This window comes from Aeromonas sp. QDB68 (genome assembly GCF_027707405.1).
Lineage (GTDB): Bacteria > Pseudomonadota > Gammaproteobacteria > Enterobacterales > Aeromonadaceae > Aeromonas > Aeromonas caviae.
In genome coordinates, this window is record NZ_JAPCIQ010000021.1 from 38848 (window position 1) to 61218 (window position 22371).

The 22371-nt window shown below is 62.7% G+C and carries 28 protein-coding genes and 1 pseudogene; 17 read left to right on the forward strand and 12 right to left on the reverse strand.

The window, feature by feature from the left end; all coding sequences use genetic code 11:
• Positions 1-37: 37 nt before the first annotated feature.
• Entirely contained in the window at positions 38-1375 is a 1338-nt protein-coding gene (mepM, locus tag PG892_RS09105) for a murein DD-endopeptidase MepM (protein ID WP_041212320.1), read from the reverse strand.
• Positions 1376-1645: 270 nt separating this feature from the next.
• On the opposite strand from mepM, the gene PG892_RS09110 reads away from it, so the two are divergent.
• The gene (locus PG892_RS09110; protein WP_223933330.1) at positions 1646-2947 is read left to right on the forward strand and encodes a LapD/MoxY N-terminal periplasmic domain-containing protein; all 1302 of its coding nucleotides are present in this window, start codon (positions 1646-1648) and stop codon (positions 2945-2947) included.
• Positions 2944-3885 (forward strand): TAXI family TRAP transporter solute-binding subunit, encoded by a 942-nt coding sequence (locus tag PG892_RS09115; protein WP_042014953.1) that lies wholly within the window; start codon positions 2944-2946, stop codon positions 3883-3885. The genes PG892_RS09110 and PG892_RS09115 overlap by 4 nt, the downstream gene beginning before the upstream one ends.
• Here the strand turns inward: PG892_RS09115 and PG892_RS09120 are convergent.
• Together PG892_RS09120 and znuA are read right to left on the reverse strand one after the other, a co-directional pair.
• Positions 3880-4554, reverse strand: a complete 675-nt coding sequence (locus PG892_RS09120) for a transglutaminase-like cysteine peptidase (RefSeq protein WP_041212317.1) — start codon at positions 4552-4554, stop codon at positions 3880-3882. The genes PG892_RS09115 and PG892_RS09120 overlap by 6 nt on opposite strands.
• Before the next feature lie 76 nt (positions 4555-4630).
• On the reverse strand, positions 4631-5569 hold the full coding sequence (gene znuA / locus PG892_RS09125) for a zinc ABC transporter substrate-binding protein ZnuA (RefSeq protein WP_103858507.1): 939 nt from the start codon (positions 5567-5569) through the stop codon (positions 4631-4633).
• Positions 5570-5663: 94 nt separating this feature from the next.
• On the opposite strand from znuA, the gene znuC reads away from it, so the two are divergent.
• On the forward strand, positions 5664-6428 hold the full coding sequence (znuC, locus tag PG892_RS09130) for a zinc ABC transporter ATP-binding protein ZnuC (RefSeq protein WP_201984846.1): 765 nt from the start codon (positions 5664-5666) through the stop codon (positions 6426-6428).
• A gap of 9 nt (positions 6429-6437) precedes the next feature.
• Positions 6438-7217, forward strand: coding sequence for a zinc ABC transporter permease subunit ZnuB (gene znuB, locus PG892_RS09135; protein ID WP_182935189.1), 780 nt, complete (start codon positions 6438-6440; stop codon positions 7215-7217).
• 104 nt (positions 7218-7321) lie between these two features.
• On the opposite strand, the gene PG892_RS09140 is transcribed toward znuB, so the two are convergent.
• Entirely contained in the window at positions 7322-8239 is a 918-nt protein-coding gene (locus tag PG892_RS09140; RefSeq protein ID WP_201984847.1) for a LysR substrate-binding domain-containing protein, read from the reverse strand.
• A 91-nt stretch (positions 8240-8330) separates the two neighbouring features.
• Here PG892_RS09140 and PG892_RS09145 point away from each other — a divergent pair, with 91 nt between their 5' ends.
• A complete protein-coding gene (locus PG892_RS09145) occupies positions 8331-9182 on the forward strand; it encodes a DMT family transporter (RefSeq protein WP_104455200.1) in 852 nt (283 codons plus the stop codon).
• Here the strand turns inward: PG892_RS09145 and PG892_RS09150 are convergent.
• Positions 9179-9769 (reverse strand): uracil-DNA glycosylase family protein, encoded by a 591-nt coding sequence (locus PG892_RS09150; RefSeq protein ID WP_223933328.1) that lies wholly within the window; start codon positions 9767-9769, stop codon positions 9179-9181. The genes PG892_RS09145 and PG892_RS09150 overlap by 4 nt on opposite strands.
• Positions 9770-9871: 102 nt before the next feature.
• Here PG892_RS09150 and rarD point away from each other — a divergent pair, with 102 nt between their 5' ends.
• Positions 9872-10765 carry an EamA family transporter RarD gene (gene rarD / locus PG892_RS09155; RefSeq protein WP_201984854.1) on the forward strand — a complete coding sequence of 298 codons (894 nt, stop codon included), beginning with the start codon at positions 9872-9874 and terminating at the stop codon, positions 10763-10765.
• The gene (locus PG892_RS09160; RefSeq protein ID WP_223933326.1) at positions 10762-11097 is read left to right on the forward strand and encodes a GIY-YIG nuclease family protein; all 336 of its coding nucleotides are present in this window, start codon (positions 10762-10764) and stop codon (positions 11095-11097) included. Before rarD ends, PG892_RS09160 begins: the two co-directional genes overlap by 4 nt.
• Before the next feature lie 50 nt (positions 11098-11147).
• Here the strand turns inward: PG892_RS09160 and pspG are convergent, their stop codons facing one another.
• The 4 genes from pspG to PG892_RS09180 all read right to left on the reverse strand — a co-directional run bounded on the left by pspG (position 11148) and on the right by PG892_RS09180 (position 13221).
• On the reverse strand, positions 11148-11366 hold the full coding sequence (gene pspG, locus PG892_RS09165; protein WP_010672797.1) for an envelope stress response protein PspG: 219 nt from the start codon (positions 11364-11366) through the stop codon (positions 11148-11150).
• Positions 11367-11413: 47 nt separating this feature from the next.
• The gene (locus tag PG892_RS09170) at positions 11414-11620 is read right to left on the reverse strand and encodes a PspC domain-containing protein (protein WP_010672796.1); all 207 of its coding nucleotides are present in this window, start codon (positions 11618-11620) and stop codon (positions 11414-11416) included.
• A gap of 2 nt (positions 11621-11622) precedes the next feature.
• Positions 11623-12285, reverse strand: a complete 663-nt coding sequence (gene pspA, locus PG892_RS09175) for a phage shock protein PspA (RefSeq protein WP_223933324.1) — start codon at positions 12283-12285, stop codon at positions 11623-11625.
• Between the two features lie 207 nt (positions 12286-12492).
• Positions 12493-13221 carry a 1-acylglycerol-3-phosphate O-acyltransferase gene (locus tag PG892_RS09180; protein ID WP_039039739.1) on the reverse strand — a complete coding sequence of 243 codons (729 nt, stop codon included), beginning with the start codon at positions 13219-13221 and terminating at the stop codon, positions 12493-12495.
• A gap of 163 nt (positions 13222-13384) precedes the next feature.
• On the opposite strand from PG892_RS09180, the gene PG892_RS09185 reads away from it, so the two are divergent.
• The 4 genes from PG892_RS09185 to PG892_RS09200 are packed head-to-tail and all read left to right on the forward strand — an operon-like array spanning position 13385 to position 17141.
• The gene (locus PG892_RS09185; protein WP_039039817.1) at positions 13385-13765 is read left to right on the forward strand and encodes a hypothetical protein; all 381 of its coding nucleotides are present in this window, start codon (positions 13385-13387) and stop codon (positions 13763-13765) included.
• Positions 13766-13819: 54 nt separating this feature from the next.
• Entirely contained in the window at positions 13820-15862 is a 2043-nt protein-coding gene (locus PG892_RS09190; RefSeq protein ID WP_270825334.1) for a protein-disulfide reductase DsbD family protein, read from the forward strand.
• Between the two features lie 10 nt (positions 15863-15872).
• Complete coding sequence (locus PG892_RS09195) at positions 15873-16613, forward strand: DsbA family protein (RefSeq protein ID WP_010672791.1); 741 nt, start codon at positions 15873-15875, stop codon at positions 16611-16613.
• Between the two features lie 3 nt (positions 16614-16616).
• The gene (locus PG892_RS09200) at positions 16617-17141 is read left to right on the forward strand and encodes a protein disulfide oxidoreductase (RefSeq protein ID WP_223933322.1); all 525 of its coding nucleotides are present in this window, start codon (positions 16617-16619) and stop codon (positions 17139-17141) included.
• A 76-nt stretch (positions 17142-17217) separates the two neighbouring features.
• On the opposite strand, the gene PG892_RS09205 is transcribed toward PG892_RS09200, so the two are convergent.
• Complete coding sequence (locus tag PG892_RS09205) at positions 17218-17628, reverse strand: EF-hand domain-containing protein (RefSeq protein ID WP_223933320.1); 411 nt, start codon at positions 17626-17628, stop codon at positions 17218-17220.
• Positions 17629-17895: 267 nt separating this feature from the next.
• On the opposite strand from PG892_RS09205, the gene atcJ reads away from it, so the two are divergent.
• Genes atcJ through atcC form a run of 4 tightly spaced genes read left to right on the forward strand, consistent with a single transcriptional unit; the run spans position 17896 to position 20440 of the window.
• Positions 17896-18180, forward strand: coding sequence for a cold adaptation protein ActJcold adaptation protein ActJ (gene atcJ, locus PG892_RS09210; protein ID WP_005305278.1), 285 nt, complete (start codon positions 17896-17898; stop codon positions 18178-18180).
• Between the two features lie 23 nt (positions 18181-18203).
• Positions 18204-18746, forward strand: coding sequence for a cold adaptation protein AtcA (gene atcA, locus PG892_RS09215; protein ID WP_109111735.1), 543 nt, complete (start codon positions 18204-18206; stop codon positions 18744-18746).
• A 12-nt stretch (positions 18747-18758) separates the two neighbouring features.
• On the forward strand, positions 18759-19526 hold the full coding sequence (gene atcB, locus PG892_RS09220; protein ID WP_010672787.1) for a cold adaptation protein AtcB: 768 nt from the start codon (positions 18759-18761) through the stop codon (positions 19524-19526).
• Between the two features lie 11 nt (positions 19527-19537).
• Positions 19538-20440, forward strand: a complete 903-nt coding sequence (gene atcC, locus PG892_RS09225) for a cold adaptation protein AtcC (RefSeq protein WP_270825336.1) — start codon at positions 19538-19540, stop codon at positions 20438-20440.
• A gap of 85 nt (positions 20441-20525) precedes the next feature.
• Here atcC and PG892_RS09230 read toward each other — a convergent pair whose 3' ends face one another.
• Entirely contained in the window at positions 20526-20849 is a 324-nt protein-coding gene (locus PG892_RS09230) for a hypothetical protein (protein ID WP_103858499.1), read from the reverse strand.
• Positions 20850-21094: 245 nt separating this feature from the next.
• Here PG892_RS09230 and PG892_RS09235 point away from each other — a divergent pair, with 245 nt between their 5' ends.
• Together PG892_RS09235 and PG892_RS09240 are read left to right on the forward strand one after the other, a co-directional pair.
• A complete protein-coding gene (locus PG892_RS09235) occupies positions 21095-21346 on the forward strand; it encodes a hypothetical protein (protein ID WP_039039818.1) in 252 nt (83 codons plus the stop codon).
• Positions 21347-21494: 148 nt separating this feature from the next.
• Entirely contained in the window at positions 21495-21869 is a 375-nt protein-coding gene (locus tag PG892_RS09240; protein WP_210556563.1) for a hypothetical protein, read from the forward strand.
• A gap of 134 nt (positions 21870-22003) precedes the next feature.
• On the opposite strand, the pseudogene PG892_RS09245 reads toward PG892_RS09240, so the two are convergent.
• Positions 22004-22371: pseudogene (locus PG892_RS09245) on the reverse strand (IS5 family transposase); the annotation flags it as partial.

Consider the following 22371-nt stretch of genomic DNA (forward strand, 5'->3'; position numbering starts at 1 on the left):
CCAGTTTGCGGGGCCTTTTTCGTCAGGAGGGAGCCGTTCAGCCCGCCTCCATCTCTTTGCGGTAGCTCTTCACCTTGGCGAGGAACTGACGCTTGTCCTTACCGGAGAGCGGCTCCGCCATCGGCAGCTTGATCTTCATGGGATCCACCGGGCGGTTGTTGATGCGCACCTCGTAGTGCAGGTGAGCACCGGTGGAGCGGCCCGTGTTGCCGGAGAGGGCAATTTTGTCACCCATCTTCACCTTCTGACCCGGCTTGACCAGCAGCTTGCTCAGGTGCAGATAACGGGTCATCAGGGTACGGCCGTGCTTGATCACAACATAGGTGCCTGCCAGCGGGTGGCTGGTTGCCTTGAGGACCACACCATCACCGGTCGCCATGATGGGCGTGCCTACCGGCAGGGCAAAGTCGGTCCCCTCATGGGGCCGGACCTGCCCGGTAATGGGATGACGGCGATTCGGGTTGAAACTGGAGCTGACCCGGTAACGGCTGTGAGTCGGATAACGGCGGAAGCCGCGCTCCAGGCTGTTTGCCTGACCGTCATAATAGTTGCCATCTTCCGACAACCAGGCTGACACGGCCTTGCCCTGGCTGAACACCTCGACCCCCAGCAACTGGGTATTGCCCGTACTCTTACCGTCGACCGTCTCCTGACGGACCAGCACCTTGAACTTGTCACCTTTTTTCAAATCCTTGGCGAAGTTGAGGCGCCACTGGAACAGGTTGGCAATCTTCTGGATGTGGTTGGCCGGGATACCGGCATTGCGGGCGCTGACGTAGAAGCTGCCGTTGATGACACCGTCATAGCTCTTCTGCTGCCACTCTACCTCTTCATTGAGCATGTTGGCGCTATAGGTGTCGTCGGTACGCTCCAGCACCAGGGTCTGCTTGATGTTCAGGCGGATCTTCAACTGCTGCAGAATGTTGTCCTGATCGATCAGCAACTCGATGGTCTGACCGGGTTTGAGACGCGCCAGGTTGTTCTTGGCATCCGCATCCAGCACCTTGTAGAGGGTGGTGGTGGACAGCCCCAGGTTGTTGAAGATGGTGGTCAGGTTCTCGCCATTGCGAACCCGGTAATCTTGCCATTGAGGCGTGGCATCCGCCGGGATGTCGTCTTCGGGAGCGGCTGACTCGACCAGCTCGTGATCCGGAATGTCGTTGAAGTCGGTGTTGTCTTCGTTGGTTGCGGTGCCCGTGGTGGCGATCGGCAACTCCAGACGCAGTGGCCGCTCCAGGATGTCACCGGGAGCTGGCAATACGGCTACCGCTGACAGCGTCATGGCCGTGAGCAATAGCATGGCATAGAAATGCTTGCGGGGAACCGGGGGTTCCCAATTGGCAGCCTGGGCTACCAAGGGACGGAGACGTTTCATCCGCTATCCTGTTATTAGATCTAAGGGTGGTGGTTGTGGGTCTGTTTTTATGAGTTTTTATTATGAAAACCGAATATCTGACTTTTAGACCTAAATACTTACAAAAAGTTCATAGCTCCATGCACGAAACTCACATTTTATGCATAACCTTCCAGCATGGGCAGAAATGATCGTCATTTTCAGCCATTTTTTTCTATTTTTAAGAACCAAGTCCGGTTGTGGTGCTCTCCGGCCCAGAAAATGTTGCAAAAACATCTCCATGGAGTGGGTATGTCATTGGCAAAATTGTTAAATGTAATCATCCTAATCCTCTTCACCATCGGCGCCGCGCTGCTGCTCGTGCTGGAGATCACGACGGTACGACAGTCTATTCTCGACCAGATGTCGGCCAACCTTGAAACCGCCATCACCGCACTGGGGCTGGTGCTGCAGGGCACTCTGCTCAAAGATGACAAGGTCCTTGCCGAGACCATAGTGAACGCCATGTTCGACGGAGGCTTCGTCAACTCCGTCGTTCTGCTGGATCCGGATGGCCAGGTGCTGTTCCAGAAGGTGTTCCACACCGCACAGCAAAATGTTCCAGGCTGGCTCCCCTCAGTTATCGACATGCCACCGGTCAAGATTGAGCAGGAGTTGACCGACGGCTGGCGCATTCTCGGTACCCTCACGCTCGAGGGACACAAGGGTTACGCCTACCAGCATCTGTGGAACGCCATCAGTCGTACCGGACTTGCGCTGCTCGCCGGCCTGCTGGTGTTCAGCCTGGTGATCACCTCGGTGTGCCGCCGCCTGCTGCGCCCCCTCGAACAGATCAGTCTGCAACTGGCCCGGATCCGCAAACGCCAGTTCAGCGGCAACCTGCCAACCCCGTGGCTTCGCGAATTGCAGGAAGTCGTTGTCTCCATCAACCAGCTGGTCTCTGAACGCAAGCGGGACCTGCTGCAACAGCGGCTCAAGATCACCCAGCTTGGCAAGCACGACGCTCTCCCGACCCACCAGAAGCTCGTTGGGCTGGTCGACACCGATGGCAACACCTATCAGCAGCATTTCTTCTCCACTCAGGGGAGTATCAGGCTCTACAGCCGCCTGCTACCCAAGCACCCCCCCACCACGGACAGTTCGCCGGATGAAATTCGGGGGCTGCTCAACAACTGGCTGACCCAGAAGGCGGAAGGGCTCCAGCTGCCTCTCAGCCTGCTCGGCCACCCAGACTGGGCGCAGTTTGCCCCCGTGCTGACCAGCGCTCGTGGCAAGACGCTGGACTGGCGCTGGGATCTGGCGATCTTCCCCCCCCTGGCCGAGGAACGACTGACCGCACTCCAGTCCCAGGGGATTGAGCTGGCATTCAGCAACATCCCGATGAACAACGACAATCTGGCCAGGCTCGACCCCATCAGACCCGTCTTCATCAGTTGCCAGCTCACCCAGTCCCCCCTTTATTGGAACCTGCTCTCCCAATGCCTCCATGCTTCCGGCTACACCTTGCTGGCGGAAGCCGGCGACGTAAGCGATGTGGACATGCTGCGCAGTTGGGGCATCGATGGTTATGCCACTCAGGAGAATGCATCATGAGGATCCCGCTGCTGCTGCTCGCCCTGCTGTGGCAACCGACCCTGCACGCGACCACCATGACCATAGGCACAGGGGGGGAGCAAGGCATCTATTACCAGGTCATCAAGGAGTTCTGCAGACTGGCCAAAAAAAGTGACCCCACGATGCCCTGCAAACTACAGGCCAGCTCCGGGTCCATCGAAAATCTCCGCCAGCTGAAAACGGGAGAGGTACCCTATGCGCTCGTCCAGTCCGACTGGCTCTATCAGGCCAGCCAGGGCACCGGGCCTTTCGCTGCCCAGCCACAACCCGAGCTGAGGGCGCTCTTTGCCACCCACGCCGAACCTTTCACCATAGTGGTGCGAGCCGATGGGGATATCACCACCCTGGAGCAGCTCAAGCTGGCCCCCATCGACATGGGCCTGAAGAGTTCAGGGACTCGTCAAACGGCATTGGCCCTGTTCAATGTTCTGGGCGCAAAGGAGCAGGATCTCGATTTGAAGAGCGTCGCCAATCTCTCCGAAGCGTTGTGCAATAAACAGATCGATGCCTATGGCCTTGTCATGGGTCATCCCAACCGCATCGTGCTGGACACCGCCAAGCGCTGCGCCGTGCGCTTCCTGGCGATCGAGGGGCCCGTAAGGGACCAGCTGCTCAAAGGGGTCAGGTATTACCAGCGCAGCCAGGTGCCGGCACGCATCTACCCGGGCAACCTCAAGGCAACCCCCACCTTCGCCATCGCCGCCACCCTGGTGACCAATGCCGCCACTCCCGATGACGAGGTCTATCGGCTGACCCGGGCCATGCTGAGCCAGCAAACCAGTTTCAACGAACAGACCTATGGCTATGCGAACCTGTTTCACAAGGCGCGCAACAAAATAGGCCCGGTGCTGAGTGTCGAACAGCATCCGGGCGCGGGAAAATATTTCGAGGAGTTGAAGGCGGCGGGCAAGTTATAGCTGGCGACGGGGGGAGCGCAGATGCTCGCTGGAGAACCGGCTCTGCATCGAGGTCCACTGGGCCAGGCGATCGGCACTCCCCGCCAGGGTTCCCTCGCGGCGGGATTTCATGATCCAGATGCTTTTGGCATCGAAACTGTAAACCGGCTGCAGATCATTGCGCTTGCTCCCCGGCAGGATGCGGCCATTGATGTTGTCCAGCACCAGGGGATCTGACTTGATGGTCGGGAAGTACAACGTCACCATGTGGAACTGGTTGTAACGAATTGCCTTCACATAGGCCAGCCGCAGCTTCTTCTCGTCGACCCCCAGCTCCATCAGGGTGTAGTACTTGGCGATGCTGTAGTCCTCGCAATCCCCACCTCTCGCCCCGATGAACTCCAGCGGATTGGCCCAATAATCATCATCCCCCCACAGTCTGGGATCCTCGCTGTAGGTCAGGTTGTTGAAGTAGTTGTTCACCAGCTCCAGCTTCTGCTGGTCCGTCGTTCCGGCCCTTGGCGTCAGCAGACGAGAGAAGGCCTCGGACCGCTGGATCGCTCTCGCGCCATAGACCGCCTGCATTTTTGCCCTGAGTTCCGGGCTGGCGATGTGTTCGGAAAGACCGGATGCCTGTATGCCGGATCCCAGCAGGGTCAGCGTGCAGGCAGAGACGAGCAACCATTTCATGACTGACACTCCATATCAGATGCTGGAGGTCAGTATAGTTGGCCGCGTCGCCTCTATCGTCAATGTTGGGCAAGGCTTAGCGGCACTGGGCGAAGGCGTCCGCCAACTGCTGCATGAATTGCGGATAACCGTCCGGACCGAGCGGCACCTGCTCGCCGACTTCGTCCAGCAGCAGCACCTTGGCCCCGGTATTGCGGGCGACCGACTCGATCACTGCCGGGGAGAACTGCGGCTCGGCGTAGATGCAGCTCGCCTTTTTCTCTTCCAGCGCCTTGCGGATGTCAATCAGCGTCTTGGCTCCCGGGCGACGCTCCGGGCTCACGGTGAAGTGTCCCTTGGAGCTCATGCCGTAGTGGCGCTCCCAGTATCCATAGGCTTCGTGGAACACGAAGTAGCCCTTCTGATCCACCGCCTTCATCTGCACGGCGATCACCTTGTCCAGGGCGTCAACCTTGCCCTCGAAGGCCGCGAGATTGGCGGCATAGCGCGCCTGGTTGGCAGGATCCAGCTTGCCCAGTTCGGTCGCGATCGCCTTGGCAATCACCTTGGCCTGGGTTGGACCCAGCCAGATGTGGGGATCCACCCCTTCGTGGTGGTGCCCTTCATGGCTCTCGTCGTGCGCGCCGTGGTCGTGGGCGGCATGGTCATGATCCTTGTCATCATGGTGATGCTCGTCATGCTCGCCCTGGGTCGCATAGTTGTACAGCGGCATGCCGGGAACCTGGGTCAGGGTCAATACATGAGGATGCCGGGCAAGGGGTTTGGCCATGAAGCCTTCCAGCTCGGGACCGACCCACACAACCAGATCGGCCTCGTTGATGCTGCGAATATCGGAAGGGCGCAGGGAAAAATCGTGGGGCGACGCGCCGGTGGGCAGCAGCACCCCGGGCTCGCTCACGCCATCGGTGATCGCCGCCGCGATGAAGCCCAGGGGTTTGATGGTGGTCAGCACCTCGAGGGCACGGACAGGCAGACTCACCGCCATCAGGGCAGTGATCAGAGCAAGAATTCGCATAGAGGTCTCGTCAGGGTGTGTGTGTGTGATAATATAACAAACCAACGTCGCTGTTATATTATAACTCTCACAGGCTGTAAACCCCGGAGCTGTCATGACCCAACTGGTGGAGCTGAAAGAGGTCTGTCTCTCATTTGACGGACGACTCGTGCTCGACAAGGTCTCCTTTACCCTGAACAAAGGCAAAATCACCACCCTCGTCGGCCCCAACGGGGCGGGCAAGAGCACCCTGAGCAAGCTGGTGCTGGGCTTGCTCCGCCCAGATTCGGGGGACATCGTCCGCCGCCGCGATCTGCGAGTCGGCTATGTACCCCAGCGCCTCTATCTGGACCCCACCCTCCCCCTGACGGTGCGCCGCTTCCTGCAACTTGGCAAGAACAGCCGCCTCTCCATCGAGGAGGCCCTCAATCGGGTCGGTGCCCAGGATCAGCTGGACAACCGGATGCAGAAGCTCTCCGGTGGCGAGATGCAGCGGGTACTGCTGGCCCGCGCCCTGCTGGTCAAGCCCGAGCTGCTGGTGCTGGACGAACCGGTGCAAGGGGTAGATATCACGGGACAGATCGAGCTCTATGCCCTCATCAGCCAGCTGGCCGCCGAGTTCCACTGCGCCGTGCTGATGGTCTCCCACGATCTGCACCTGGTGATGGCCAGCACTCACGAGGTGATCTGCCTCAATCGCCACGTCTGCTGCCACGGCGAGCCACAGAGCGTGGCCCGCCACCCGGAATTTGCCCGCCTGTTCGGGCGACCGGAGCGGGAGGTGCTGGCGGTCTATACCCACCATCACCACTGCGATGGCGAACACCATCATCATGAACCGCAGGCTCCCGTCATCCGCCTGCCCTCTCGCAACAACTAGGATCTTCACGTGGACAGCTTTCTGTTATACGCCCTCGCGGCCGGACTCGGCATCGCCCTGCTGGCCGGGCCCCTGGGCAGCTTCGTGGTGTGGCGCAAGATGGCCTATTTTGGCGACACCCTCTCCCATGCCTGCCTCTTCGGCATCGCCCTCGGCATCCTGCTGCAGGTGGACCTCACCCTGGCGGTCGTGGTCTGCTGCCTCGCCATGGCCATGCTGCTGGTCATCATGAGCCGCAACCAGCAGGTGGCCACCGACACCCTGCTCGGCATTCTGGCCCACAGCGCCCTGTCGCTGGGTCTGGTCACCCTGAGCTTCATGGACAACGTGCGGGTGGATCTGATGGCCTACCTGTTTGGCGACCTGCTCTCGGTGCAGCCCATGGACCTGCTCTGGATCTACGGCGGCGGCGCCCTGGTGCTGCTCACCCTGTGGCGGCTCTGGGATCCCCTGCTCTCCATGACCATCTCGGAAGAGCTGGCCCGGGTGGAAGGGGTGCGGGTGGATGTGCTGCGCTGCGTGCTGATGCTGCTGATAGGCCTGGTCATCGCCGTGGCCATGAAGTTCGTTGGGGCGCTCATCATCACCTCCTTGCTGATCATTCCCGCCGCCACCGCCCGCCGCTTCAGTCAGACCCCGGAGCAGATGGCCGGCTTTGCCGCCCTGGCAGGCTGTCTCGCCGTGCTGGGGGGCCTTGCCCTCTCCTGGTATCAGGACACCCCGGCCGGTCCCTCGGTCGTAGTCTGCGCCACCACCCTCTTTGTACTGAGCCAGTTCAAGCGCACCTGACCCGCTCCTGATGGCCCTGGTCTCGCCAGTGCCATCAGGCCTCCCGAATCAGACTCCTGCGTCGTGGGCTGTGCCGTCCATTCTGCATAGGGCCCCCAGCACGTTCAGACGCGCCTGAGAGGCTCGTTTTCCCCGGGTCTCAGGCTCACCTGCGACTCCTGCCACAGCCACTGACGCAACCGGCTGATGGCGGGTTCATGGGCGCGCGAGCGCTTGAAGACGAAATAGAAGTTGTCGCCGGTCTCGAGGGCGTGCAGGGGCAGTCGCACCAGACGCGGATCCTCCGGCTGCAACATGTAGTCATTGATGAGCGCCATTCCCTGGTCCCAGTTCGCCGCCTCCAGCGCCAGCAGGATATGGCTGAAATGGTGCACCCTCGCCTCGGGGGGAATGGTCAGCCCCCCCATTTCGGCCCAGCGCCGCCAATCTTCCCCCTTCTCGCGGTAGATAGCCTGGATGGAGAGCAGCGGCAACTGCCACAGGGTGGCGGGCCACTCCCCTTCCACCTGCTGCCACATCCGGCGACTGCACACCGGCATCAGCCGCTCCCGATAGAGCAGATCGTGCATGTAGCCCGGCCCTTCGGGGGAGACGGTGATGAAACCGTCCGCCACCCTGTCGGAGAGCTCGGGATCTTCCGCCACCATCTCCAGGCTGAGATCCAGCTCGGGATAGAGCTGACGCAGCCCGGCCAGGCGAGGGATCAGCCACTTCACCGCAAAGGAGCTATAGACCGCGAGCCGCACCCGCATCTCGCCTCCACCGCGCAACTGCTCGCTACTCTGGGCAATCTGGACCAGCCCGGCGGCGATCCCCTCGAAATAGATCTCCCCCTGGGGCGTCAGGGAGAGCAGCCGCCCCTGGCGCAGCAGCAGCCGCTCCCCCAGAAAATCCTCCAGCAGACGGATCTGGTGACTGACCGCACTCTGGCTGACATTGAGCTCCAGGGCGGCGCGGGAAAAACTCAGCAGGCGGGCAACCACCTCGAAATATTGAACGGCGCGCAGGGGGGGCAGCTTCATTATCCAAATTTCTCATGCGTGATGATTTTTTATCATTTTACTGGATAACAGGCCGCGGGCTACCCTCCCCTCATCTGAATCTGGAGGTGGTATGAATGCAGTCGGAATAGGCATCCTCTATCTGGTGCTCGGCAACATGGTGGCGGTCTTCTCCGATGCCCTGGTCAAGGTGCTGGAGCCGGACCAGCCCATCTTCCAATTTGTCTTTTTCCGCCAGCTCTCCGCGGCCCTGCTGCTCGCCCCCTGGCTGCTCTGGTCCTGGCGGCGCAACCCGCCGGTAGCCCTCAAGTGGCACCTGCTGCGGGCCCATATCTGGGCCGTCGGTGTCTGCCTGATGGTGGTCGCCCTCACCCGGCTGCCGCTCGCCACCGCCAACGCCCTCTTCTATGCCGCCCCGCTGCTGATGGTGCCGCTCGCGGTCTGGCTGGCGGGGGAGGCACTCTCGCGCCAGAAGGTGCTGACGGCGCTGCTCGGCTTCGTCGGAGTGCTCATCGTGCTGCGCCCGACCGAGGTAAACTGGGCCGCCCTGGCGGCGCTCGGGGTGGCGCTCTCCCTGGCGGTCAACAACCTGCTGATCAAGCGCATCCCGCTCCAGCAGCCCATCGCCCAGACCCTGTTTTTCACCAATGTGCTGAGCATGCCCTTCATCCTGGCGCTGGCCTGGTGGGAAGGGGGCGAGTGGCAATGGCAGATGTGGTGGCCCGCCTTCGGCTCCTCGGCGCTCATCATGGTCTATGCGGGGCTGTGCGTGATGGCCTATCGCAAGGCGGAGGCGAGCAAGATCGCCTCGGCGGAGTACACCGGGCTGCTGATGGCAGTCGCCATCGGGGTCTGGCTGTTTGACGAGCAGCCAGGGCTGCCGCTGCTGCTGGGGTGCCTGTGCATCATACTGCCGCTGGTCGCCATGGCCCGCAGCAAGCCCCAGGCCGAGCCGGCGCTCTAGCCGGCAGGGGCAAGCAGGGGGGCGACCCTCTGCTGCAGATGGGGGATCACGGCCTGCTCGAACCAGGGGTTCTTCCTGAGCCAGAGGGTGTTGCGCGGTGACGGGTGCGGCAGCGGCAACCAGGCCGGGCCAAAGTCCGCCCAGTGTCGCACCGTCTCGGTGAGGGATCCTTTCGCCGCCTCCCTCAGGTAGTAAGCCTGCGCATACTGGCCGATGAGCAGGGTCAGCTCGATGTTGGGCAGCAGCATCAGTACCTTGTCGTGCCAGGTGGGGGCACATTCCGGGCGCGGGGGCAGATCCCCCGACTTGCCCCTGCCGGGGTAACAGAGCCCCATGGGCATGATGGCGATGCGGGATTCATCGTAAAAGGTGGCCTTGTCCACCCCGAGCCACAAGCGCAGCCGATCGCCGGAGGGGTCGTCCCAGGGGATGCCGCTGGCGTGTACCCGGGTGCCGGGGGCCTGGCCGATGATGAGCAGACGGGCGCGCTCGTTGCCGCGGATCACCGGCCTTGGGCCGAGCGGCAGGTGGGCCTCGCACAGGCGGCAGGCCCGGATCTGTTCAAACAGGGGATCGAGTCGGTTCATGGGCCCGATAGTACCAGAGTTTTCTCCCCGCTCCCGCTTGTGAAAGGGGCGGCGGATACTTATCATGCAGCCGCCATTGTTTAGTTTAATAAACGGAGAGAGATGAAGAACTGGATGGGCACCGGCAGCGCGGCCCTCTCATTCGTGCTGTGGGGCATGCTGCCCCTCTATTACCAGTTCATGCCCGAGATCAACATGTGGGAACTGCTCTCCCACCGGGTGCTCTGGTCCGTGGTGCTGCTGGGAGGCCTGCTTCTGCTCCTCGGCCAGCGGGTACCCTGGGGGGCCCTGCGCGGCGATCCCCGGCAGCTCGGCCTCGTGCTGCTGGCAGGCCCCGTGATGTCCATCAGCTGGTGCATGTTCACCTGGTGCCTGACCACGGGCCAGGTGCTGGCCACCAGCCTCGCCTTCTTCATGACCCCGCTGTTCAACATCGCCTTTGCGGTGCTCTTCCTCAAAGAGAAGCTCACCCCGCAAAAACACCTGGCGGTGGCGCTCGCCCTGGCGGGGCTCGCCTACATGCTCTTCTCCTACGGCGAGCTGCCCTGGTTCTCCCTCGTGATGGGGGCCAACTTTGCCCTCTACGGCCTCATCAAGAAGAAGGTGAGACTGGACGCCGGCACCAGCCTCTATCTGGAGTCCCTGGTGCAGTTGCCCGTCGCCCTGCTCGTCATCGGCTGGCTGACCTTGCAGGGCACCAGCCAGTTTATGGCAGGAGACTGGGCCGACAAGCTGCTGCTGATGGGCAGTGCGCCCGCCACCCTGCTGCCGGTGGGGCTGTTCTGCTACGCGGTGGCGCGCACCCCCATGAGCACCGTGGGCCTGTTGCAATACATAGAGCCCAGCCTCGCCTTCCTGCTCGCCCTCTTCTGGTTTGGCGAGATACCGGATCCGGTGAAATCCGTTGGCTTCGCCTTCGTCTGGGCCGGCCTGCTGGTGAGCCTGCTGCCCCTGCACCGGCTCGGGGGTCGGCGGGCAAGGTGGCGCACCTCGTGACCCTCGCCACCGGCACGCCCTCCCCCTGGTTTGTCTATCTGGTGCGCACCGGCGCCGGGGCACTCTATGCGGGGATCAGCACGGATCCCGAGCGGCGCCTGCGTCAGCACCAGAGCGGCAAGGGGGCCAGAGCCCTGCGCGGCAAGGGGCCCCTGACGCTGGCGTGGCAGCAGGAGGTTCCCGGCAAACGCGAGGCGCTGCGCCTCGAGTACCGCCTCAAGCAGCAGAGCAAGGCGTTCAAGGAGCGCCTGGTGCAAGAGCCGGCGCTGTGGCACGACTGGAGCCTTTCCTGGCTTGCCACCCCGCACACCGACCCTGTGTCGCCCCCATAAAAAGGGCCACTGCAAGCAGTGGCCAAGGAAGGATACGAAATCAGGGAGGCTTAACGGTAGGTGTTCGACTGCTTGCGCCTGTTGCTGAGGAGCCAGCACACCACCAGCACCACCAGCAACCAGGGCGCCAGCTTGATGATGAGGGCAAACATGCCGGCCAGGGCGCCAAACAGCACAAAGACCCCGCTCACCAGCAGCATGGCCAGCACGGTGAATCCGGTCAGCGCCATGCCGATCAGCACCAGGATCAAGACGATAAATTCCAGCATGTTGTGCTCCTCACGGGCTTGCACTTGCCGACGGGACGATCCGGAGATCACCCCAGCCAGCGTTGAAGTTCACGGCGGGGAGGCATGACGAGCACCCCCACCAGATAGAGCGCCAGGGCCAGCGGCGGCATCAGGATCAGGGCGAGCAGGGCCACCACCCGCACCGTCACTCTGGACACCCCCAGCCCTCTGGCAAGACCGGCGCAGACCCCGGTCAGCTTGCGATGGGCGAGATCCTTGGGCCAGGGTGTCATGGTTATGCCTCCACCTTCTGACCCTTGAGCCGGGCCAGCTCCCGCTCAATCTCGTCGTTCAGCTCCAGCTCGCGGAACTGGGCCTCGAGGGACGGGTTCTGCCCCAGGGTCGCCGCCTCCAGCTGGGCCTCCAGCTGATCGACCCGGTTCTGGAAGCCGTCGAAGCGGGCCACCAGCTCGTACATGCGCTGGTTGTCCACCTGGGCACGGGCGCGGATGCGGCTGTGGGCGGTCTGCTCGCGCAGGGTCAGCATCTTCTGCTTCTCTCGCGCCTCGGTCAGCTTGGCCGCCAGCCGCTCGCTGTCGGCGGTGAGCTGGGCCAGCACTTCGGCCACCCGCGCCTTGTCCTCTTCCAGCCGCTCGCACTGCTTCATCTCCGCCAGCTTCTCGGTGAGGGCGGCACGGGCCAGATCTTCGCGGCCCTTCTGGATGGCGAGTTCGGCCTTGGCTGCCCACTCCTGGATCTGGTTGCGCAGCGCCTGCTGATGGCGCTCCAGCTGTTTCTGTTCGGCGATGACGCGGGCGGCCTGGGTTCTCATCTCGACCTGGACCTGCTCCATCTCCTCGATCATCAGCCGCAGCATCTTCTCCGGCTCTTCGCTCTTGTCGAGCAGGCTGTGCAGGTTGGCATTGATCACGTCGGTCAGGCGGCTGAATACGTTCATGGTCTGGCTCCTTGTTGATAGGGTGTCACTCTCTTCCCATGACATTACAAGAGCCGTGCCAGAATGTTTTTTTCCTTTATTTACAATTAGATGAAAGTTAACGATGGATGTTTATTGGATACGGCGTGGTGAAAAAAACCAACAAGATGGTGATTTTCACCAATAAAAAAGGGAGCCAGCGGCTCCCTCTCTTCTCTGCAACCGGGCTCAGGCCGCCGGCCGATGGCCAAGCTTGCCATCCAGCTCCGCCAGCTTGGCTTCCATCTTCTCCCGGCAGGTGTCGGAGAGCTCGCGAATGCCGGCGGCGCCGTGCTCCTTGCTGCACACCGGGGCCATCACTTCCAGCAGCACCTCGCCGTTGTCCCAGCGGTTGAGATCGACCTGACCGAAGTAGCTGGAGCAGACGATGGGCACCACGGGCACCTCGGCCTGGACGGCAGTGTGGAAGGCCCCCGCTTTGAACGGCAGCAGACCACGCCCCTGGGAGCGGGTCCCCTCCGGGAACATCCAGATGGAGGTGCCACGATGCTTGATGCGATCCACCACCTGGCCGATGGTGCCGATGGCGCGGGAGCGGTTGGAGCGGTCGATCAGCACGTTGCCGGAGAGCCAGAAGATGAGGCCGAAGAAGGGGAGCCACAGCAGGCTCTTCTTGCCCACCGCCACCACGCCGGGCTGCACGGCGCCGGTCACGGTGAAGATGTCGTAGTTGCTCTGGTGATTGCAGACATAGACCGCCGGCCCCACCGATTTGACCTCGTCGGCCACCGTCACCCGGACCTTGAGGCCGATCAGCGGGCAGACCGCATGATACATGCGGGCGAAGACATAGACGTTGTTCGGGTGGCGCGGGCGCACCAGACAAAGCAACAGGCCGAACAGGAACCAGAAGACGAGCAGCAGTGCCAGCAGCAGCACACGGGCAAGTTTGAGCATCGAACACCTCGGAATTTGACTCGGCGCAGTATACTGGTCCCCCTTTTAGCGAACAAGCGTTCGCCAGACAGAACCGACCAGCCCCGGACGCCACCGGTCACCCCGGCTTGCCCCACCCGCCATTGCCCGCTAGGATGTGGCCATCTTGATGAACGGGGCGAGCATGATTTTGCAACAACGCGCGGCGACACGACTCCTGCTGCTGGTCTGCCTGCTGGTGCTCAATTGCGCGGCCCAGCCGCTGGCCCGCCTCGCCCTGCTCGATCACGCCGTGAGTTGCCAGACCCTGCCCCAGTTCGCCTCAGCCGACGACCAGGCTGACAAGGGCACGCCCGCCAGTGTGCAGCCCAACAGCTGCCAGCTCAACGGCAAGTGGCTGAGCGCCGCCAGTCTGCTGTGCGTGGAGCAACTCTTCTTCGCCATCGCCTTCGTGATTGCCCTGCTGGTGCCCCTGTCACGGCGCGCGCCGGCACTGCCTCCCCCCATCAATGTCTCGCCGCCGGAGCGGCGACTGCACCTCACCCTCTGCGTCTGGCGGGAATGAGTTCAGCCGCGCTTTTTCAGCCTGCTGTCACTCATTTTTTGCGAGACCCAATACATGTCGAATCTCTTCAAGGCGGCCCTGCTACTGGGCAGCCTGCTGTGGCAATCCAGCGGATTGGCCAGCGATACGGGGTGGCTCACCCGCCCCCAGAACAGTCACGCCAAGGTCAGGCTGCAAGCCGACCGCAGCGTCCCGGATCAGACCCGCATCCTGCTCGATGTCCAGCTGGCGTCAGGCTGGAAGACCTACTGGCACAGCCCGGGTGAAGGGGGCATTGCGCCCCAGATCCTGTGGGATGAGCCGGTCGGCGACTTCCAGTGGCACTGGCCCACGCCGCGCCCCTTCGAGGTGGCCGGGCTCAGCACCCAGGGCTATCAGGAGCAGGTACGCTTCCCCCTGAGCCTGGACTACCCGGCCGGGCAGCCGCTCAAGGGCACCTTGCGCCTCTCCACCTGCAGCAATGTCTGCATCCTGACCGACTACCCCTTCACCCTGGCGGCGGATGGGCAGGCGTCGGCCGGTTTCGACTTCGCCTGGGCCCGGGCCATGAGCACCCTGCCACAGACGCTGCCCGCCGACACCCGGGTCGAGCTCGGCTACCAGCACAACCTGCTGCAACTGCGGGCCGAGCGGGTCGAGGGGTGGCAGGCGCCTGCGCTCTTCCTCGATGCGCTGGAGGGGGCCGAGTTCGGCAAGCCCGCGCTCGAGGTAAGCGGCACCACCCTGATCGCCCGGGTGCCGGTCAGCGACGGCTGGCAGGGGGATGCCCCAGACTTGCGCGGTCAATCCCTCGGCCTGCTGCTCGGTAGCGGCGAGCAGGCCTGGCAGACCCGCGCCACCATCGCCGATCCCCTCGCCCTGCCGGCCCCCGAGCAGCCACTTCTCTGGCTGCTCGGGGCGGCGCTGCTCGGCGGTCTCATCCTCAACCTGATGCCCTGCGTGCTGCCGGTGCTGGCCCTGAAACTCGGCACCGTGTTGCAGCAGCAAGAGAGCGAACAAGGAGGCGTGCGCAAACAGTTCCTCGCCGCCAGCGCCGGGATAATTGCCTCCTTCTGGGTGCTGGCGGCCATGAGCAGCCTGCTGCGCGCCACACAAGGGGCGGTCGGCTGGGGGATCCAGTTCCAGAGCGCCGGTTTCATCGGCTTCATGGTGGCGGTGACCCTGCTGTTTTGCGCCAACCTGCTGGGGCTGTTCGAGATAAGGTTGCCCAGCGATCTCAACACTCGCCTCGCCACCCGCGGCGGCGAGGGGCTCGGTGGCCACTTCCTGCAAGGGAGTTTCGCCACCCTGCTCGCGACCCCCTGCTCCGCCCCCTTCCTCGGCACCGCGGTGGCCTTTGCCCTGGCGGCGCCGCTCGGCCAGCTCTGGCTCATCTTCACCGCCCTCGGCCTTGGCATGAGCCTGCCCTGGCTGCTGGTGGCGGCCCTGCCGCGCCTTGCCCTCTGGCTGCCCAAACCGGGGCGCTGGATGGGGCGACTGCGCATCCTGCTCGGGCTGATGATGCTGGGCTCCAGCCTCTGGCTGGCGAGCCTGCTTGGCAACCATCTGGGCACCACGGCCACCGGCTGGCTGATGGCCGCCATGGTGCTGGCGCTGCTGATGGGCATCCTCTGGCGTTATGGCCTGCGCGGTTTCACCCTGGCCCTCTCCCTCTCGGCACTCATCGGCGGCGCCCTGCTGCTGGGGGGCACCCTCACGGTGAAAGGGAGTGGCAGCGTCGATCGCATCGCCTGGCAGCCGCTCTCCGAGCAGGCCATCGCCGACGCCCTGGCCCAGAACAAGCGGGTCTTCGTGGATGTGACCGCCGACTGGTGCGTCACCTGCAAGGCCAACAAGTACAACGTGCTGCTGCGTGACGAGGTGCAGCGCGCCCTGTCGACCCCGGACGTGGTGGCCCTTCGCGGCGACTGGAGCCGGCCGAGCGATGCCATCTCCGCCTTCCTGCGCCAGCGCGGCGCCGCCGCCGTTCCCTTCAACCAGATCTACGGGCCCGGCCTGCCGGAAGGGGAGATCCTCTCTCCCCTGCTGGACAAGGCCGACTTGCTCGACAGCTTGCACAAGGCCGGCCTCGTTCAGGCCGATGCCACCCATTTCTAAGGAGAATGCCATGAGACTGCGAACCCTGACCCTCTGCACCGCCCTGGTAGCCGCCACCCTGGGCACCCCCACGCTGCACGCCGCCCCCTTCACCCCGGAGCAGGAAGCCCGCATCAAGGAGCTCATTCGCGAGACCCTGATCGCCAACCCCGGGATCCTCGACGAGGCAGCCGAATCCTGGGAGAAACAGAACGCCGCGACCCAACAGGCCCAGATGGGTGACTTCATCAAGGGCAACCAGGATGTGCTGTTCAACAGCCCCACCAGCCCGCGCCTCGGCGCCAAGCATCCCAAGCTGACCCTGGTGCTGTTCACCGACTACAACTGCCCCTACTGCAAGCAGTTTGACCCGGCGGTCGCCAAGCTGCTCGCGGCCTATCCGGACGATCTGGGGCTGGTGATCAAGCTGCTGCCGTTCAAGGGGCAGACCTCCGCCAAGGCAGCCCAGTACAGCCTGACCCTGTGGCAACAGGATCCTGCCCGCTTCCTCCCCCTGCACGACAAGCTCATGAGCAAGCAGGGGATGCTGACCGAGACGGACATCAACAAGGCGCTGGCCGCCACCGACAACCTGACCCTCAAGCCCGCAGGCAAGGCCACCGAAGAGCTGCGCAACAGCCTGCGCATCGGCACCCTGCTCGGCGTGCAAGGCACCCCGGCGACCCTTATCGGCAACCAGCTGGTGCCGGGTGCCATTCCCTATGACGAGCTGGAGCAGCTGGTCAAAGCCGAGCTGGCCAAGCGGAGCTAAGCCATGGCCGAGGATGCAGGCATAAAGGCCCCCCGCTGGCGCCGCTGGGGCAAGGAGGCGCTCTGGCTGCTGCTGATGGCGCTCGTCATCACCACCCTGGTGGATCTGTGGCGCAGCCCCACCCTGCCGGCGGGGGCCATGGAGGCCCCCTTCACCCTGCAGGACGGCACCACCACCACTTTGGTCGAGCAGAGCCGCGGCAAGCCCCTGCTGGTCTACTACTGGGCCAGCTGGTGCGGGGTGTGCCGCTTCACCACTCCCACGGTGGAGCAGCTCTGGCAGGAGGGTGAAAATGTGCTGACGGTGGCCCTGCGCTCCGGCAGCGATGAGCCGTTGCGCGCCGGGATGGCGAAGAAGGGGCTGACCTTCCCCACCCACAACGACGAGTCCGGGGATCTGGCCGCCCGCTGGCAGGTGGGGGTGACGCCAACCTTCCTCGTCATCAAGGATGGGGCTCTGGTGAGCAGCACCACCGGCTGGAGCAGCGCCTGGGGGCTCAGGTTGCGGCTGCTCTGGGCAAGCTGGTAGCCCCCTTCATGCCAGAGATACAAAGAGCCCGGTATCGCTACCGGGCTCTTTTTCATCAGAGGGCTGACAACCCGCCCTATTGGGCGGCCTCCATCGCCCGCTTCTCCAGATTGGCCTTGATGTCGAGACGCTCAGACTCCCCGATCACCCCGTCACCGTTCTTGTCCAGGCGAGAGAAGAGCGCCTCCTGCCGCGCCATGAACTGGGCCCTGGTGGTCTCCCGCGACGGCTTGAGCTGGCTCATCCGCTCCGGGACCGGCTTGCCTGCCTGCTGCATCACGCCAGCCAGCTTTGCCAGGTTGGCCTCTTTCTCGGCAACCGACAGCACGCCGTCACCGTTTTTGTCTTGCAGGGCGAAGCGCTGGGCGGCGCGCTCCATGAACTGAGCCCTGGTGACATCCCCCATCAGCGGCGAGACGGGCATTATGTCGCTGGCAGAGGCGGCACTGCCTGCCAGCGCGAGCACGAAAAACGCGGACTTGACCATGGCGATGACTCCTTGTGACGGCAGAATCCGGATGGTTCGGACAAGAGGGGGCCGGGCAACGCCAGGGCCTGCCGCCCCCCTCTGCCAGTGTAGCCCCGCCGCCATCTCGCACCGCCCGCTCTTTTCGTACAGAAAGACCGCACTTTCATGGCAGAGGCGCCGGCTTTCCGTTAAAATCTCCGGTTTTTGCCGAGCCTGGTTTGCCGACGTTGCGCCACCAGGTCGACACAGGATGAATTCCACCATGCCAGTGAGGCAGGATCCGTCATGAACAACTACTTCCGGGTGTTGGGCGTCAAGTCCAACGCCAGTGAAAACGACATCAAAAAAGCCTATCGACGGCTGTCGAACCAGTACCACCCCGACAAGCTGCACGGGGCGAGCGAAGAAGAGAAAGAGCAGGCAGCCCTCAAGCTGCACCAGGTAAAGCAGGCTTATGAAGTGCTGTCCGATCCGAAACAGCGGGCCGCTTTTATCAAGGATTTCAACAACGTCATCGTGACCGATCCCGCTGCTGCCATGCAGGAGATGTGGGACCAGTTCTACCCCTGAGCCACCAGGCAAGAAGAGCGACTATGCAAAAAAAATGGGACCAGGCACGGCTCAAGGCCCTGCAAAGCGATGCCAGCGAGAACATCGAATCCTACCGGGATCAGGACGACCCCAGGGGGCTCGAGCAGTTCACCGACCAGATGAAGGCCCTGCTGCTGGCCGACATGAGCATGCTGGAGTTCATGCCCGAATACCTGCCGCTCGCCCTCTATGGCCGGGTGCAGTTCCCGCCCAAGGCCAAGTCGCAGTGGAACAAGTGGCTCGCCAGCGGTGAGCAACCCTCCTGGGACGAGTTCAAGGTGAGCGTCGGCTTCAACAACGCCATCCTGCCGCTGGTCAAGGCGGTGCGGACACAGAGCGAAGATCAGCTGATGGAGGCCTGCGCCGTGCTGTTCCTCCTGGACAACCCGCTGCCCCGCGGCAGCCACCGCGGTGATGACGACTATGAGTTGCGGGACGAAGAAGAGGAAGACGGGGAAGATGCCGACGCCGACTACCACGGCGGCAGTGACCGCTATGGTGATGACGACGGCGATCAGGATATGTACGACGAAGTCCGTTTCTAATTGGGGCAAGGCATGAGCAACAGTCTGATAGAAATTACCGCCATCGAGATCAAAGAGCTGGCCGTCATCGAGCCGAAGCAGGCCAGCGAGAAGTTCGAGCTGATCGCCAAGACCATGTCTGACGACCAGCTGGCAGAAGTGATTGAAAACATTGATATCGTTACCCTGACCCAGATCAACGGCCAGCACGACATCTCCTTCCCCTCCATCATCTCCGAGCTGATGACCCCGGAGCGGATCCGCGACATCGTCTGCCAGCAGCCCCTCTACTGGGAAGAGGCGATCAAGAACAACGCCGACGAGCTGCAACAGCACACCTTCGACTTCCTCAACTACCTGATCCGCACCCAGGAGAGCGAAGCCAAGCAGCGGGAGATCCTCGAGTGCGTGGCCGAGGATCCGGCCGGCCTCTTCTACCTCGCCATCCCCTTTATCGAGTTTTATCGCGGCGATCGCTATGAAGAGGACGAGGGCTATCGCGACGTGCTGCACGCCGAAGAGGAAGATCTCGAAGAGTCCCTGCGCTACAGCGAGCGCCAGCAGGCCGAAGACAGCCACGACTACGCGCTGGACGACCCCCGCAGCCTCTTGATGCTCATTCGCGAGCTGGCCCCCGAGGTGGAAAAATCCATCAAGTCGCTGCTGCGCAACGAGCACTCCACCTGGGACGGCATCATCAACAAGTTTGCCGCCGAGCTGGTGATGCAGGCCAAAGAGAAGAACAAGGTCGAGGAAGACGAGTACGGCGACGTCGACGACATGTTCAGCTTTCTGGATTAAGGAGCCCATTCATGCAGTTAGTCATTCGCGATGCCAACCAGGGCCCCTTTCTGACCCAGGTGCTGCGCTTTGGCCGCGACAACGAACTCTTGAGTCAGCAGCAGCTCGCCGCCATCAAAGGCAAGGCGGTGCTGATGAGCCTCAAATTCGCCGACAAGTACTACAACAAGTACAAGATGCACCTGCTGGAGCAGGCCGCCCACGACGTCATCGGCGTGGTGAGCCTCGGTCTGCAGGAGCTCTCCCAACGGGATCCGGCCAAGGCACTGGCCCTGTTGCAGGCGCCGGAAGGCCCCATCAAGCCGTTCCAGAAGGGCTGGTCCATGCTCATCACCGTCAGCCCCAAGCAGGCTGGCAACAGCCTCTACGGTGACGTGGATGCGCGCCTGCTGGACAAGATCTCCAGCCCCCCCGATGTGGAGGAGTGGCAAGGGTGGCAGGAGTACGAGAAGGCGCTGACCGAGCACAACAAGAGCCGCCTGATGGCGCTCATCGACCAGCACTTCTTCGCCTGTGAGAGCGACCACCCCACCATGGAGGACAAGCTGGCCGAGGCGCTGCTCTACCGCATCCTCTGCGGCAAGGGCAGCGGTGCAGCCCCCCTCAAGGTGAAGCAGGATCTCAAGCGCAAGCTGGCGCGGGAGATTGAGCTCGACGAGGGCTGGTACGACACCGACTACCTCGCCGCCCAGCTCACCCTGATGCTTAGCGCGCTCCCCGCCGACATGGCCGCCGCCCTGCGACAGGAGCTGAGCCCTGGCTTTGTGCCCAACCTGCTGCATACCCTGGGGTTTGTGCGTCAGTACCAGCAGTTGCAAAAAGAGGACGCCTCGCCGGATAAGCTCGACAACATGGAGATGCGCGCCGGGATCCGCCACCCCCTGCTCGGCTGGCCCCTCTACCACGACTTCTGATGACGGGCTTTCCCCTTCACTCTGTTCCAACGCCCGGCTTGCCGGGCGTTGTCATTTTTGCAGCTCGCAGATGGCGGCGCCGACCCTATCGGGCAATGGTCCACATGGCGCTTTGCATCCCGGTCTCCCGAAAATCGATCACCACGGGATAGTCGTTGCCACAGCCCGTCACCGTCCAGCGCTCCTGCCAGTGGCGACTGCCCGGCTCCCCCTCGGGAAGTTGCAGCACCACGGGCACGAAGCGCTCCGGCGCGTCACACCCCTTGGTGGCCACCCAGGATGCGACCCCCACCATGGCATCCCGGATCAGCTGCTGATTGGCCAGGGTACCTTCCTGCACGGGTTCACTCGGGCTGACCTCGGCCTGGCACACCAGGGGAAAAAGCAACAGCAGGGCACAGGGTCTCATCACACCTCCAGAGGGGTCAGTCAAAAAGTGGTTCGTTCGGGGCTTTCATCATGACCCGAAACGGCGCCAGACAGAAGAGGCCACCAGGGGGAAGCAGGCGCAGGATCCGGTGCGCGGTGGCGTGCACGCAAGGCGGACTACCTCCTAAGCGTCATTGGCCCACATTTTGTCAGGGATATAATGACTCCCCCATACAAGCCGCCGGGGAACGAGCCGTGAGCAGAAAGCCGGACCGCATGACCGCCATGCAGCAGATCATCGACGCCGTGAAGGCGGAATTTCCGCTCTATCAACCGGATACCTTCAAATGCGGGCCGGACAACACCTGCATCGGCTGCCCCAAGAAGCTGATGGAGCTGGTGGATACGGACCTCTGCTACTGGCAATATCAGATCGATCGCGGCATCCCGCCCAGCTTCGACGAGCTCAACCGCTTCGGCAAGATGTGCAAAAATATCCGCCGGGCCCTGGTGCGCAATGGCCGCATTCCCGCCTGACAAAAAGCAATATGCTGCCTTCATCGGTTTTTTATGATGGTTTTATCCACCAGAATGAATCACCACCTCATTTAATGGCGCAGCACACCTTGTTCACCGCCTACCGTGCTGATGGCCGACGCAGGTTCATTGCCCCAAGGAGCACTATATGACTCAGGAAAGTATCCAGACCCGCTATACGCTGGATCCCGCCCTTGCCAGCGCCACCGAGCTGGAGCAAGCCATCGCCCAGGCCATCGAGGCCAACAAGCAGGACTTCTTCCCCCTGCTGGAGCGGCTGGTGGATGTGGGTGACAGCCGGGTCAAGCTCAGCCAGAAGGATCCCCTGCGGGTGCTGGGGGTGGAACTCGACGAGGCTCGCACCGGCGGCACTGCCCGCCTTGGCTACGAATCCAACTTTTCCGAGAGCTGCCGCCTTATCGACGAATACGACCAGCACCAGACCAGCGTGGCCTTTCACCTCGACGGGGATCAGCTTGTTTTCGATCTTGAGCTGCCCATACAGTGGAATTTCGACAACTAGGGCTACTCCCCCGCCTTCGCTCAGCAACCTGCCCATCACAAAAAAGGAGCCTTGCCGGCTCCTTTTTCACTGATTCACGGCGTTGTTGATCAAATCCGTCGCTGGATGGCCGTTCCCCAACCCGTTGATACCACTCAATTCACTGGCTGGCGAACAGGCATACCAAGCCCTATCAGCTTGTTCATCACCTTCACGCCAGCCAGGATTTCGCCCACCTGGGCGTTGTAGTTCCGCAGGCTCAGCGTTGGCCCGATGAGTTGCTTGAACCGGTACATGGCGGTCTCGGCTATCGAGCGCTGGTGATAGCCGGAGTCTTTCTTCCATTGCTTCAGTTCACCGGCCTTGAGCGCCGTCACCGCCTCGTTGCGGGGATGGTCTTCCTCCCACGGTGCCGCATTTTTTCTCGGCGGTATGGTGGCTTTCGCCCCCCTTCTTCTTCAGTAGCGCATGACAGGCCTTGGTGTCATACGCACCATCGGCGCTGACCTGTTTTATCTTGCGT

Bases quoted from the DNA above. Each gene is read 5' to 3' on its own strand.
- mepM (WP_041212320.1), bottom strand. From the start codon at position 1,375: ATGAAACGTCTCCGTCCCTTGGTAGCCCAGGCTGCCAATTGGGAACCC.
- PG892_RS09110 (WP_223933330.1), top strand. From the start codon at position 1,646: ATGTCATTGGCAAAATTGTTAAATGTAATCATCCTAATCCTCTTCACC.
- PG892_RS09115 (WP_042014953.1), top strand. From the start codon at position 2,944: ATGAGGATCCCGCTGCTGCTGCTCGCCCTGCTGTGGCAACCGACCCTG.
- PG892_RS09120 (WP_041212317.1), bottom strand. From the start codon at position 4,554: ATGAAATGGTTGCTCGTCTCTGCCTGCACGCTGACCCTGCTGGGATCC.
- znuA (WP_103858507.1), bottom strand. From the start codon at position 5,569: ATGCGAATTCTTGCTCTGATCACTGCCCTGATGGCGGTGAGTCTGCCT.
- znuC (WP_201984846.1), top strand. From the start codon at position 5,664: ATGACCCAACTGGTGGAGCTGAAAGAGGTCTGTCTCTCATTTGACGGA.
- PG892_RS09140 (WP_201984847.1), bottom strand. From the start codon at position 8,239: ATGAAGCTGCCCCCCCTGCGCGCCGTTCAATATTTCGAGGTGGTTGCC.
- PG892_RS09145 (WP_104455200.1), top strand. From the start codon at position 8,331: ATGAATGCAGTCGGAATAGGCATCCTCTATCTGGTGCTCGGCAACATG.
- PG892_RS09150 (WP_223933328.1), bottom strand. From the start codon at position 9,769: ATGAACCGACTCGATCCCCTGTTTGAACAGATCCGGGCCTGCCGCCTG.
- rarD (WP_201984854.1), top strand. From the start codon at position 9,872: ATGAAGAACTGGATGGGCACCGGCAGCGCGGCCCTCTCATTCGTGCTG.
- pspG (WP_010672797.1), bottom strand. From the start codon at position 11,366: ATGCTGGAATTTATCGTCTTGATCCTGGTGCTGATCGGCATGGCGCTG.
- PG892_RS09170 (WP_010672796.1), bottom strand. From the start codon at position 11,620: ATGACACCCTGGCCCAAGGATCTCGCCCATCGCAAGCTGACCGGGGTC.
- pspA (WP_223933324.1), bottom strand. From the start codon at position 12,285: ATGAACGTATTCAGCCGCCTGACCGACGTGATCAATGCCAACCTGCAC.
- PG892_RS09180 (WP_039039739.1), bottom strand. From the start codon at position 13,221: ATGCTCAAACTTGCCCGTGTGCTGCTGCTGGCACTGCTGCTCGTCTTC.
- PG892_RS09185 (WP_039039817.1), top strand. From the start codon at position 13,385: ATGATTTTGCAACAACGCGCGGCGACACGACTCCTGCTGCTGGTCTGC.
- PG892_RS09190 (WP_270825334.1), top strand. From the start codon at position 13,820: ATGTCGAATCTCTTCAAGGCGGCCCTGCTACTGGGCAGCCTGCTGTGG.
- PG892_RS09195 (WP_010672791.1), top strand. From the start codon at position 15,873: ATGAGACTGCGAACCCTGACCCTCTGCACCGCCCTGGTAGCCGCCACC.
- PG892_RS09200 (WP_223933322.1), top strand. From the start codon at position 16,617: ATGGCCGAGGATGCAGGCATAAAGGCCCCCCGCTGGCGCCGCTGGGGC.
- PG892_RS09205 (WP_223933320.1), bottom strand. From the start codon at position 17,628: ATGGTCAAGTCCGCGTTTTTCGTGCTCGCGCTGGCAGGCAGTGCCGCC.
- atcJ (WP_005305278.1), top strand. From the start codon at position 17,896: ATGAACAACTACTTCCGGGTGTTGGGCGTCAAGTCCAACGCCAGTGAA.
- atcA (WP_109111735.1), top strand. From the start codon at position 18,204: ATGCAAAAAAAATGGGACCAGGCACGGCTCAAGGCCCTGCAAAGCGAT.
- atcB (WP_010672787.1), top strand. From the start codon at position 18,759: ATGAGCAACAGTCTGATAGAAATTACCGCCATCGAGATCAAAGAGCTG.
- atcC (WP_270825336.1), top strand. From the start codon at position 19,538: ATGCAGTTAGTCATTCGCGATGCCAACCAGGGCCCCTTTCTGACCCAG.
- PG892_RS09230 (WP_103858499.1), bottom strand. From the start codon at position 20,849: ATGAGACCCTGTGCCCTGCTGTTGCTTTTTCCCCTGGTGTGCCAGGCC.
- PG892_RS09235 (WP_039039818.1), top strand. From the start codon at position 21,095: ATGCAGCAGATCATCGACGCCGTGAAGGCGGAATTTCCGCTCTATCAA.
- PG892_RS09240 (WP_210556563.1), top strand. From the start codon at position 21,495: ATGACTCAGGAAAGTATCCAGACCCGCTATACGCTGGATCCCGCCCTT.